The following is a 12,967-nucleotide window of genomic DNA, read 5'->3' as shown; positions in this document are numbered from 1 at the left end:
AGAAAGCTATGAAAACATTAAAATTGCGTAAACTAAATGAAAAAGGACGTTTACTCACTAAACAACAACGCTTACTAAAATTGTGTTCGTTTACACAAACTATGTCACTATTTTAGTATGACAATCAACTAGCGTTCATTAAAAATTGCAAAAACGCTTCCTTTATTTATGACTAAGTAGAATTCCTGAAGTCTGTTGTACTCAATAGGCCTTAGCAGTAATGAGTCTTCACGTGTTGATGTTCCATATCAACTTGATTCTACTAACTACCCAAAATTACTTGGGCTAGATGACTATTGCCTTGATTTAACCAAGGCTTAAAAAAAATCGAAATAACCAATTCGATGCTATAACAGCTGCATATGCGGCCTAGAAAACTAATGTCAAATATTAAAATTGAAAATTATGAAAACTTTAAAAACTACTTTACTAATCAGCATGCTAACTCTTTTAACAATAAGTTGTACAGACTTAAACACTGAAGACTTAGTGCCTGAGACTAAAAAACAAAATACAGAATTAGTTACTGGATTTAATACTAATGATGATGATGATACCTCTGGAGGATTTGTAGATACCGGTGGTGATGATGGAGATGATGGTGCTGATGGAACTAAAGGAAATTAATTCTTTTTATAAACACAAGCCTTTAACAAATGTTAAGGGCTTTTTTTTTAGCTTTGCTTAAAATCATCAACTATTGAAGCCTCTTAATAAAACTATAGTTTTTATATTCCTTATATATATAGGGAATTTAATCTGTTTTTCTTCCTCTAAATATTATAGATTCCAAAACGATAGTCTTAAAACATGGATAAAAAAAGCAAAAAATAAAAAGTTAGATAGCACTTCTAGATCTAAAATTTTACTAAAATCCTATAATTACATCTTAAATAATAATAAACAACTACCTCTAGAACTTAGCTCTATTGCTTATGAATTTCATGTATTAAAAGACACTGTTTCTTTTTTAAAAGTAAATAAAAGAGCTTTAAATTCTGCAATCAAAAATAAACATAGCTATGCTATTGGAGATGCTCACTGGAATTATGCTGGTCATTATATAAAATTAGAACTATATGATAAAGCCTATTATTATTTTAATAAAGCCTATGAAAATTTTATCAAAGAGAACAATAAAAAAGAAGCCTCACAAATTTTATATGGTATGGCTAGAATTAAAGGTCGCTATAGAGATTATATAGGTAGTGAAATATTAAGCGTCAAAGCAATAAAGTTATTTAAAGATCTAAATAATAATACAGATTTATATCGTGCATATAATCATTTAGGCTTGCTACAAATAGATATTAAAGAATACAATAAGGCTTTAGATTACTATAGTAAAGCTTTATTCTATTTAAATAAAACTAAATATAAAAACAAATATTATGAAATATTGTTAAATAACATTGGAAGAGTACATTTTAAGAATAAAAAATACAATAAAGCTTTAGAATATTATAATAAGGCTCTTAAAATTAATAAACAAAAACAACACTTGGCAAGATTATTAAATAATAAAGCTTATTGTAAATTGTTAATGAATGATACTATTAATATTAAAAAAGAATTATTTCTAGCTTTGTCTATTAGAGATAGCTTAAAGGATAAAACTAATATTATTTCTTCAAATAAAAATATATCTGACTATTACAAATATATAAAAGATACTATAAATGCTTTAAAATACGCTAAAGAGGCTAATACATTAGCTAAACAAATAAAAAATGGAGGCTACTATCTAACTACTTTAAAGCAATTAGCCGATTTAGACATACAAAATTCTAAAAAATACTTAGATCGTTATATTGTTTTTAACGATAGTTTAATTAGTGCTGAACGAAAAGTCCAAAATAAGTTTACTCGTATTGAATTTGAAACCGATGAATATATTGAAGAAACCAAACGTTTAAACCAACAACGTATTTGGATACTCATTACCAGTATTGGTGGTATTCTTATTTTAAGTTTACTCTACTTTTTACGTGTACAAAAAGTAAAAAACGAAAAACTTAGCTTGGAAGCCGAACAACAAAAAGCGAATGAAGAAGTATATGTTTTAACCCTACAACAACAAGCCAAACTTGAAGAAGAAAAAGTAAAAGAACGCAATAGAATTTCAGAAGAATTACACGATGGTATTCTTGGGAAACTTTTTGGTACTCGTTTTGGTCTTGGTTTTTTACCCATTAAAGGTGATGATGATTTGTTAGAAAAACACCAATCCTTTTTAAATGAATTACAGGAAATAGAAAAAGAAATTAGAGATGTTTCTCATAAACTGAGCGATAATTTTGATAGTTCTAATATTAATTTTACTTCTATTATAGAACAATTGTTAAAAGATAAAAGTACCATAGGTAACTTTACCTATAATTTTTCTTTTGATAAAAATATCTCATGGAAAGACATTAATGAAGTAACAAAAGCCAATGTATATAGAATTGTACAAGAAGCGTTACAAAACATTATAAAGCACGCCAAAGCAAAAAATGTTACTTTAGTATTTTCTAACGAAAACCAAAACCTTATTGTTAATTTAAAAGACGACGGTGTTGGCTTTAATACTAAAAAAGGTAAAAAAGGTATTGGTTTAAAAAATATAAAATCGAGAGTAGAAAAATTAAATGGTACTGTACAATTTATATCAGAAGTAAATAAAGGTACCACCTTAGTAATTAAATCCCCTTATACAATGAATAATGAACAATAAAAAATACACTGCTTTAATTATTGACGATCATCCGTTAATTTCTGAAGCTTACAAAAGTGCGTTCAATTATATTGATCAGCAAAACGAACATATTTCATTTGAAATACATGTTGCTCACAATTGCGATACCGCATATGAACTTATAAAAATACACGCAGATGCATCTAAAAAAGTAGACATTATTTTTTTAGACATGCGATTGCCTGCTTCCTCTGATGGAACTATTTTATCTGGTGAAGATTTAGGTTTAAAAATAAACGCCATGTTGCCTGAAGCTAGAATAATTGTCTCCACAACTTTTAACGACAATTTTAGAGTGCATAGTATTTTTAAAAATATCAATCCTGATGGCTTTTTAGTAAAAAACGATATCACACCTCAAGAATTGGTTACTGCTATACAAGAAGTCTTAAATGACCCTCCCTACTACAGCAAAACCATTACAAAACTTCTTAGAAACGAAGTTACTAGTGAATATTTAATTGACGACCTAGATAGAAAAATGTTATATGAGCTTTCTATTGGTACTAAAATGAAAGATTTACCTAATATTATTCCGCTTTCTTTTCCTGGTATTGAAAAGAGAAAACGTCAAATAAAACAAATGTTTGGTGTTACTAGCTCAGACGATAAAGATCTTATCTTAATGGCTAGAGACAAAGGTTTTATTTAAGCTTTATTATTTTTAGCTTATCCAATGCTTTCATTATACAATACGTAACATCTACCTCATGCCATCTTACTCCACCGAAATTGGCGCGTCCCCCATGAGCATGATGATTATTATGATAGCCTTCTCCCATCATTAAAAAATCAAATGGTAATAAGTTTTTAGAAGTATCTTTTACATCAAAATTTACATAACCATAAATATGAGCAAACCAATTAATTATTACCCCGTGTATTGGTGCCATTAAAAATGCTACTGGTAAAAATAACCACTGCCACCAAGCTGTTGCAAATACTATAAAAAACAACGTATATAAAGCACACCAAGTTAATCTTGAAGTTTTTGAACTTGCAAAATCATCAAAACGTTTCCATTGTGGTACATTTTTAGTAAACTTTTCTGCTACCGTTATTCTTTCGTTATTTATATCTTGATATATATTTTTAGTACGCCACATCATCTTAAATAAGTTTTCATCATATTTTGGTGAGTGTGGATCTTTTTCTGTATCAGCGTACGCATGATGTAATCTATGCATAACCCCATACCCATAGGCACTTAAATAATTAGAACCTTGAAAAACCCATGTTAATACAAAACATACTTTTTCTGCAAACCTCGACATTGTAAAAGTTTGATGTGCTGCATATCTATGTAGAAAAAAGGTTTGAAAAAACAATCCTGAATACCATAAAAAAATCATGAAAATTATTACCGTCATTCTTGTAAGTTTAGCTTGCAAAGAACCAAACTTAGAACGGTATAAAAAATGAACCTGAGTTAAGAAATTCGCTTCCGAATTCTACTTAATGCCTGTGCTGTTACCCCTATATAAGATGCTATATATTTTAACGGTATTTCTTTAATTAGCTTAGGACGTTCGTCAAATAAATTTAAATAACGTTCTTCTGCTGTTTCATTTAATAACGATTGTTCTCTTTTAGATTTTATTAAGTACAATCGTTCTGAAGATAATCTTCCTAATGTGTTTCCTATTTTTGTTTTCTTATAAACCTCTTGTAGATCCTTATAAGAAATACTCCACATTTCTGTATTGGTAAGTGCTTCTAGTGCATACAATGATGAACTTCGAGTTAAAAAAGAATCATAAGCACTTACAAATTCATCTTTAAAACAAAATCCAAATGTAATTTCTTTCTCCTTTTCTTCTTTTGGTATAAAAAAACGTACAACTCCTTTTGTTATAAAAGAAATATAATTTTCTACCTCCCCTACTTTTAAAAGTTGTGTACGTTTTTTTACTTTTCTTAGCACTAATTTAGATGTAAAAAAATTCCAATCACTATCATCAATAGTAAGTGTTTGTTCTAAATAAGTTCTAATATTTACAATACTCATAATTACCTATAACCGTTCATCAATTATACTTTGAACAACTTCTGGATTTAATAATGTTGATACATCTCCTAAATTATCCAACTCGTTATGCGCTATTTTTCGTAAAATACGTCGCATAATTTTACCCGAACGTGTTTTTGGTAACCCAATTGTAAACTGAATTTTATTCAACTTTGCTATTGGCCCTATATGTTCTGTTATTATTTGATTTATTTCTTTTCGTAGATTATCATGATTCCTTCCTTCTCCAACATCTTTTAAAATTACATAACCATACAATGCATTTCCTTTTACATCATGCGGAAACCCTACTATAGCGCTCTCTGCTACTGCTGGATGCTCATTTATTGCATCTTCAATTGGTGCTGTTCCTAAATTATGTCCAGAAACAATAATTACATCGTCTACCCTACCTGTAATTCTATAATACCCTACTTCATCACGTAATGCTCCGTCTCCAGTAAAGTATTTGTTTTCAAAAGCTGAAAAATAAGTATCCTTATATCGTTGGTGATTTCCCCAAATTGTTCTTGCCATTGATGGCCATGGATACTTAACACATAAACGTCCATCTACTTGATTTCCTTTTATTTCTTCTCCATTTTCATCCATTAATGCTAATTGTACTCCTGGTAATGGCAAAGTTGCATAGGTTGGTTTTGTTGGCGTTATATAAGGCATTGGAGAAATCATCATTCCTCCTGTTTCTGTTTGCCACCAAGTATCTACAATAGGACTCTTCTTTTTACCCACATTATCATTATACCAATGCCATGCCTCTTCATTTATGGGCTCTCCTACTGTTCCTAAAACTTTTAATGATGATAAATCGTATTTATCTACAAATTCTAATTTTTCTTTTGCTAATGCTCTAATAGCTGTTGGTGCTGTATAAAACTGATTTATTTTATGTTTTTCTACTATTTCCCAAAAACGCCCAAAATCTGGGTAACTAGGTACTCCTTCAAACATTACTGTGGTTGCTCCGTTGGCTAAGGGTCCGTAAACAATATAACTATGTCCTGTAATCCAACCTATATCAGCTGTACACCAATACACATCGTTTTCTTTATAATTAAATACGTTTTTAAATGTATATGCAGTATATATCATATATCCAGCTGTTGTATGTAGCATTCCTTTTGGACTCCCTGTTGAACCTGAAGTGTATAAAATAAATAGTGGATCTTCAGCATCTACTATTTCTGGTTCACAAATATCTGATGCTTCATCCAACAACGGTTGTAGCCATTTATCACGCCCTTCTTTCATTTCAATACTAGAATGAATTCTTTTCGCTACTAATACCGCTTCAATACATTCACAATCGTGTAAAGCTTCATCAACTATTCCTTTTAAATCGATGGTTTTTGCTCCTCGAAATGAACCATCGGAAGTAATCACCATTTTTGCTTCACAATCGTTTATTCTTGTTGATAATGCTGTTGAAGAAAACCCAGCAAATACTACTGAATGTACTGCTCCTATTCTTGCACAAGCTAATACTGAAACTGCTAACTCAGGAATCATTGGTAAGTAAATACAAACTCTATCTCCCTTTTTTATACCATTTTCTTTTAAAACGTTTGCAAACTTACAAACTCTCTTATGTAGTTCTTTATAGGTTATATGTTCAGCTTCTTCATCTGGATTATTAGGCTCAAACAATATTGCTGTTTTATCTCCTCTTATCTGTAAATGACGATCAATACAGTTTTCTGTTATATTTAATTTTGCTCCTTCAAACCACTTTACTTCTGGTTTTGAAAAATCGTAATTTAAAACAGTATCCCACTTTTTTCTCCAAACAAAGTGCTCTTCAGCTATTTCTTCCCAAAACAATTTAGGATTTCGTACTGACTTTCTATAAACCTGAAAATACTCTTCTAAAGTTTTTACGTGATAGTTACTCATTGTTTGCTTTTTATTTAAGCGAACTAATCTACAATTTTTTAAAAATTTATAATAGTTTTTTACCTAAAAAAGCTTTTAAGAATAGCTATTTTACTATTTTCGATTTTCTATGGATTTTCTCATACTCACATTTTTACAAAACTGGCATATTGTTTTGTTATTTTTTATAGTTGCCGTATTATACTCGTCTGTAGGATTTGGCGGAGGATCTAGTTATTTGGCTATTTTAGCACTTACAGGTTTAGCTTTTTCTCAAATTAGAGCTACTGCTTTATTTTGTAATATAATGGTGGTTTCTGGTAATGTATTTTTATACATCCAAAACAAAAAGTATAATTGGAAAAAAGTTATTCCTTTAGTTTTATTTAGTGTTCCTATGGCTTTTATTGGTGGGTATTTGCGTATTAACCAAACCTTCTTTTTTATTCTTTTAGGATTTACTTTACTATTCGCTGCCATTACTATGTGGGTTTCTAAAAAAAATGTTTCTTCAGATATACAAACCCAACATTTAAGCTTACCAAAAAATGCTAGTTACGGAGGTATCATTGGATTCATTTCAGGAATGGTGGGAATTGGTGGTGGTATTTTCCTAGCTCCTTTACTTCATCTAACCAATTGGGAACGTCCTAAAAAAATTGCTGCTACTGCTAGTTTTTTTATTCTTGTTAATTCTATTGCCGGCTTAGTTGGACAGTATACAAATCCTGAATTTACTATTGATTGGAATTTAACCTCTATTTTATTAGTTACCGTTTTTATTGGTGGTCAAATTGGTAGCAGAATGAGTACTAAATTATTTACTCCTATTCAATTAAAAAAAGCAACCGCTTTATTAATTGCCTTTGTTAGTATTCGTATTTTAATTAAATATTTAAGTTCTCTATAACCTTGTTCTTATTCTTCAAAAGAATGCGCTTATGGATATTTTTTTAATTACACACCTTTCTATTTATAGTTTTACGTATAACTATTTTTCTAATTATATAAATTAAACTATTATGAATTTTAAAATCTATCCGTCAATAGGGATTGCTCGAATGGGTAACGGTCCTGCCACAAAAGAAGATGTTGTTTTTAGTCCAGAAGTACCTTGGGCTAATTTATATGAAACAGATAAAGAATATCATACTGCAGATGGTGCCTTAAAAAAACAAGCACAACGCTTTTATATTTATGAATGCGACGATCAAGGTAATCCTATTCGTAAAATAGATCCTAACATTAGTCAAGTTGAATGGACTGTAGAAGTAGCTAATAAAAAACCATTTTGGTATGATTTTAATAATAGTTTAGACCTTTCTGTAAATACTGATAATGAAAACTTAAGCTCTGCATTTTATACAGATAAAATTGCTCCAGGAATTAGCACTTCTCGTAGAAATCCTAACGTATTAAACGAAAAATCAATTAACTCGAATGATCAAAATTATAGAAAAGAGTTAGTCAATAGTCCAGCACCTGTAAGTGTTTCTTCTAGTAATCAGAAGCAAAAAATTGGAGGTCAATTTCCTTTTCCATTACAACCTCAAGGAAAAAGTAAAATTGCTAAAGCAATGCACATGGAAAGTAAAAGTGTAAATTTAGGAACTGTTGAGCATGACAATGGTACTTTAATTTTTTATCCAGGTGATGGAGTTTCTGCTGCTTTAAATCCTTCAGATTTAAATACTGATTTTGCTGATAATTCTAATTGGTACGATGATATTTGCGACGGAAGAGTTACTGCTAAAATAACAATAGAAGGAGAAACCTATGAAATTAATGATCCTAAATCTGCCGCTTGGATAGCTACCGCTCCACCTGATTATGCGCCTCAAATACAACCATTAGCTACAATGTATGATCTTATTTGTGGTGCTTCTAATGACACATACGCTACAGATTTTAGCTTAGTTTTTCCTATTTTATATAGATTATATAGAATGCAATGGGTAAATGCAAGTGATTTCTTAGCTCCGTCGTTTAGAGAAGTTATAGATCAATTAACTACTCAGGAATTTGAATATTTATATAATAACTCTGATGAAGCACAACCGCTAAGAGAAAAAATATTCAGTTTATTTAGAAACCCAGCTTATACTTACAATAACGAACCTGCTATACCTAGTAAAAGCACAACAGACATTACAAATATTGGTAGTGGAACAGAAGAATTAAAATATCCTTTTTATCCTGGTGATGGGATTAACTATCCAGGAAGCCCAGCACAATGGTTTGCTATACCTCCTATTTTATACCAACAACTTGAAAGTTGGAGAGATGGAAATTTTGAAAGTTTAGATATTGAATTCACAAATATGGATGAAATTGGTCTTTATTATCAAAATATATACACACAAGCTTCAAAAGATGAAACAAAAAGTGCTCTATTAATGACACGTGCAGTTTTAGAAACTTTATATGGTGGTGGTTTCCACCCGGGAGTAGAACTTACCTGGCCAATGCGTCATGAACAAATGTATTCAGCAAATAATTTAACCTTTAAAAATGTTACTGAAGGAGCTTCTTTTTTTGGATTACGTGAAATACGTATTGCTTCTGCTACAAAAAGCGAACAATCTGATATATTTTATAACGATTTTGGTTTTCAAATGAATTCAGATGATGTAAAAGCTTCTTTAAATCCTTCAAATAAAGAAAACTGGTTATGGAAAACAACTCCTGGAGATTTAACTAAATGGATGGGAATTCCATGGCAATCAGATGCTGGTAGTTGTCAAAAAGTTTTTCTTGATAGTCAATATCCTATACCTGCTTGGTGGGCTGCAAACTTACCTGTTGATGTATTAACTGAAGAGAGTTTAGTTAAAATGCAAGACACTACTTTAGGCAATGAAACTAAACAATATATTTATGCAAATAGAGTCCCTTGGTTAATGACAAGTGATACAGGTTATGTTGGTTATCATGCTGAAGGAGGCTACTTAAATGGTTTAATTAATATGGTTTATAAATGGAAAGATGTAGGTGTAGTAGCTGGTCGTAATTCTAATGTAAATGGAGTTCCTGAAATAGTTTATGTAGCTTCTGACAGTAAAAATGTTAAAGATAAACTAGTTATATTTTTAGGTAAAGAAATAAAACCTAGACCTGTAAAGTTAACCCCTCCTAGCATTTTTTATTCAAATGTGAGAGAAATGGTTTGGCTTCCTTCTGATAAAAAAATGTTCTTATCCTCAACTAAAGATGGTACAGGAGAGGTTTCTGTCGATGACGTTTTAGAGCTTAAAATTAATGGAAACATTGTGTTAAATGAAGATTTTAGTAATGGTTGTAGTGGTAAAATAACACCGCTTCCTCCTATGGATATTACAAATAATTTAAAACCATACAGCAATAACTTTGTTACCATAGAAATTAGTTATATGGATAAGTGTGGTGGATATGAATCTGCTACAAATATGTACCTAATTATTAAATAATTATGAATCCTGAGACACATTTAAAAACAAAAATACTGATTGTTGGTAAAGGAGTCTCAGGACTCCTTTTATCCTATTTATTAGAAAAAAAAGGAATTGAGTGCATACTACTAAATAAAGAAGTAACTGCATCTGCTACAATACTTGCTGAAACAATACCACCTTCAACACTTAGTCTTTTAAAAGACATTGACATGCTTACTCTATTTGAGAAATGCGCTACCAAAACCTATGGGTACCAATCAATATGGAATGGTATTTTTAAAAATGAAGATTTCTTTTCTCATAATCCATTTAAATATGGATTAAAGCTAAACAAAAGGAAAGTGATATTTGAATTAGAAAAAAAAGTAGCGTCAAGAATAATAAACTACAACCAGTTAAAAAATATAACATCAAAAACATCAGAAGTAACAACTATTATTAAGTCTAATAACACCAAATATGTTATTGAAAGCTCTCTAATTATTGACGCTACTGGACGTAATCGAGCTGTTTTAAACTCTTTAAATACACCAATAATATCACATGACAATAACATAGCTTTTATAGGTTATTTACCAAAAACGAAAACATCTCTTAAATATGGTTTTTTTACTGAAACTTTTGAAAATGGATGGGGAACCATATCTGATTTAAATGAAACAACAAGAATCATGACGCTTTATTCATCAAAAAATGATGCTTTCCATAAAAAATTAAAAGTTTTTTCAAATTGGGATGAAATATTAATCAATACACAAGTATTAAAAAAACATTTGCCTCCTGGAGATTTTAAAGTTATTGGAAGATTAGCTAACTCTTCAATTCCACAAAAAATTGTAGGTAAAAATTGGTTATCTGTTGGTGATGCCGCTATGGCTTTTGACCCTATTTCATCACATGGTATTTCTAATGCTATATATTGCGCTATAAAAGCAAGTAATAGTATTAATGATTTTATTACTAAAAACAATTTAACCTCTTTTAATAAGTATCAAGAAACGATAATTAAAATTTTTAATCAATACTATCAAATAAAAGAAAGATTGTATTCATAAAGTAAAAAAGGCAACCGTTTTATTGATTGCCTTTGTTAGTCTTTATATTTTAATTGTGTTCTTCCTTTAATTATTTCTTAGGTGCTTTCATGGCTCTTCCTCCTTGATTTAAAGTTAGTGCATTAACTATTCCTTTAGCGTCTTTATGAAATTCTACACTTGCTTTCACCACTTTTAAAAAGAATTTAGTGTCTGATTCTGCATATAACTCAAATTCTGGCTGCCCTGTTGCTTGTGCATATATTTTACCATCTCTTGTTCTTACAGTAATTATAAAATTTGGTTGTAACTCATAAGCTCCTTCATATTTCTTTAAAATTTCTGCAGCAACTTTAATTTCTTTTTTCTCTTTTGGCGCTTTCTTATTTACCCAGTTTCCTTTTACTTTATTAATCCTATTCTTAAAAAATGCTTCTTTTTCACCTCCTTTATTTGAAAATTCATACGAAATAAAGCCATCTTCAAACGAAAAATTAGTTGATGAGGTTGGGTGAATTTTAAACTCTTGCTGACTCCCTTCTCTTTTGCTGTATAATTGATTTCCTTTTAAAGTAATATACCTTACAGCACCATTATCAAACTCATATGTTCCAACCCATTTTTTTAATTCTTCTATTGATAATTTAATTGTATTACTTTTTTCAAACTTTGGTTTTCCCATTGCTAAAGCCGCTATCTCTAAAGCTGTATTTGTTGGTGATTTACATCCACAATTTGAAAATACAATTACATATACATCCTTACTTGGAATAAAGACTCCCATTGATTTATATCCTGGAATTGATCCTCCATGTTCAATAGTAGGAACATTATTTATTTCATTAATACTCCAACCATATCCATAATTTATTTTTTCTCCATTATTCAACGTATAATTTTTAAAAGCTTTATCAATTGTAGCTTCTTTTACAAATACATCCGTTGTTACTGCTGTTTGCCATTTTAACATATCATCTACGTTAGACATTATTGAGCCAGCAGCATAGGGTAAGGTTAAACTAATATATTGTGCATTAGAAAATTCCCCTCCTCGTTTACTATAACCAGAAGCCCTGTTTTTTATTATTTCTGAATGATTTCCGTAATAAGAATTTTTCATACCTATTTTATCAAAAATTCGTTCTTTTATGAATTTCGAATACGACATTCCACTTACTTTTTCAATAACATACCCTAATAGAAAATATCCAGAATTGTTATATTTATATTTTTCACCTGGATTAAAATCCATAGGTTCATTTTTAAAGAAATCAATAAACTCTAAAGGAGATTTATCAAGAGTCATGACTTTTCCAAAACCTTTCATTGAAGTATAACTTTTAATCCCTGAAGTATGTGTTAATAAATGATGAATAGTTATTTTCTTTCCATGTGTTGGATAATCTGGAATGAACTTAGTGATGTCATCTTCTAAACTTATTTTGCCTTCTTCCAATAACATTAAAATTCCAACAGATGTAAATTGTTTAGTTATAGATCCCACTTCAAAAACATTTTCTGAAGTCATATTAACATCCAATTCTAAATTAGCTTTTCCAAATGCTTTACGATAGACAACTTTTCCTTTTTTTGCTACCAAAGCTGAAACACCAGTTTCATTACTTTTAAATTGTTTATTTAAAATTGCATCTATTTTTGATTCTAAACTTTGTGCTGATATTACATTGGCTAACAAAAATAAAAGAGTAAAAACTTTAAGTTTAATTATTTTTTTCATCGGTTGGTTGTTTTTAATTATACTCATAGGACGAAAGTTAAAAAAAATAGTTACAATTTTTAGTATAAACAAAAAGCAACGTAAATACGTTGCTTTTTTTCTCTCCTTTTTATTTATGACTAAACT

The 12,967-nt window shown here is 29.9% G+C and carries 10 protein-coding genes; 6 read left to right on the top strand and 4 right to left on the bottom strand.

Annotated features, from left to right (window positions below; translation table 11 throughout):
• Nucleotides 1-405: 405 nt before the first annotated feature.
• From Q0881_RS04535 to Q0881_RS04525, 3 genes are all read left to right on the top strand, one after another.
• Nucleotides 406-627, top strand: coding sequence for a hypothetical protein (locus Q0881_RS04535; protein ID WP_299157278.1), 222 nt, complete (start codon nt 406-408; stop codon nt 625-627).
• A gap of 73 nt (nt 628-700) precedes the next feature.
• On the top strand, nt 701-2,716 hold the full coding sequence (locus Q0881_RS04530) for a tetratricopeptide repeat-containing sensor histidine kinase (protein WP_299157277.1): 2,016 nt from the start codon (nt 701-703) through the stop codon (nt 2,714-2,716).
• On the top strand, nt 2,706-3,389 hold the full coding sequence (locus Q0881_RS04525) for a response regulator (protein WP_299157276.1): 684 nt from the start codon (nt 2,706-2,708) through the stop codon (nt 3,387-3,389). The genes Q0881_RS04530 and Q0881_RS04525 overlap by 11 nt, the downstream gene beginning before the upstream one ends.
• On the opposite strand, the gene Q0881_RS04520 is transcribed toward Q0881_RS04525, so the two are convergent.
• Genes Q0881_RS04520 through acs form a run of 3 tightly spaced genes read right to left on the bottom strand, consistent with a single transcriptional unit; the run spans nt 3,382 to nt 6,659 of the window.
• On the bottom strand, nt 3,382-4,107 hold the full coding sequence (locus Q0881_RS04520; protein ID WP_299157275.1) for an acyl-CoA desaturase: 726 nt from the start codon (nt 4,105-4,107) through the stop codon (nt 3,382-3,384). The two genes, Q0881_RS04525 and Q0881_RS04520, sit on opposite strands and share 8 nt — an antisense overlap.
• A 59-nt stretch (nt 4,108-4,166) precedes the next feature.
• Nucleotides 4,167-4,739: a Crp/Fnr family transcriptional regulator gene (locus Q0881_RS04515; RefSeq protein WP_299158126.1), complete on the bottom strand. Its 573-nt coding sequence runs from the start codon at nt 4,737-4,739 to the stop codon at nt 4,167-4,169.
• A 12-nt stretch (nt 4,740-4,751) separates the two neighbouring features.
• Nucleotides 4,752-6,659 carry an acetate--CoA ligase gene (gene acs, locus Q0881_RS04510; protein ID WP_299157274.1) on the bottom strand — a complete coding sequence of 636 codons (1,908 nt, stop codon included), beginning with the start codon at nt 6,657-6,659 and terminating at the stop codon, nt 4,752-4,754.
• 109 nt (nt 6,660-6,768) lie between these two features.
• Between acs and Q0881_RS04505 the strand changes: the two genes are divergently transcribed.
• The 3 genes from Q0881_RS04505 to Q0881_RS04495 all read left to right on the top strand — a co-directional run bounded on the left by Q0881_RS04505 (nt 6,769) and on the right by Q0881_RS04495 (nt 11,124).
• Nucleotides 6,769-7,548: a sulfite exporter TauE/SafE family protein gene (locus tag Q0881_RS04505; RefSeq protein ID WP_299157273.1), complete on the top strand. Its 780-nt coding sequence runs from the start codon at nt 6,769-6,771 to the stop codon at nt 7,546-7,548.
• A 112-nt stretch (nt 7,549-7,660) separates the two neighbouring features.
• Complete coding sequence (locus Q0881_RS04500) at nt 7,661-10,084, top strand: LodA/GoxA family CTQ-dependent oxidase (protein WP_299157272.1); 2,424 nt, start codon at nt 7,661-7,663, stop codon at nt 10,082-10,084.
• A 2-nt stretch (nt 10,085-10,086) separates the two neighbouring features.
• Nucleotides 10,087-11,124 carry an FAD-dependent monooxygenase gene (locus tag Q0881_RS04495; RefSeq protein ID WP_299157271.1) on the top strand — a complete coding sequence of 346 codons (1,038 nt, stop codon included), beginning with the start codon at nt 10,087-10,089 and terminating at the stop codon, nt 11,122-11,124.
• A gap of 70 nt (nt 11,125-11,194) precedes the next feature.
• On the opposite strand, the gene Q0881_RS04490 is transcribed toward Q0881_RS04495, so the two are convergent.
• On the bottom strand, nt 11,195-12,841 hold the full coding sequence (locus tag Q0881_RS04490) for a serine hydrolase (RefSeq protein WP_299157270.1): 1,647 nt from the start codon (nt 12,839-12,841) through the stop codon (nt 11,195-11,197).
• Nucleotides 12,842-12,967: the final 126 nt, after the last annotated feature.

The organism is uncultured Tenacibaculum sp. (assembly GCF_947494125.1).
GTDB lineage: Bacteria > Bacteroidota > Bacteroidia > Flavobacteriales > Flavobacteriaceae > Polaribacter.
Note: the sequence above shows the minus strand (reverse complement) of the source record. Positions and strands in the feature narration are given on the sequence as shown.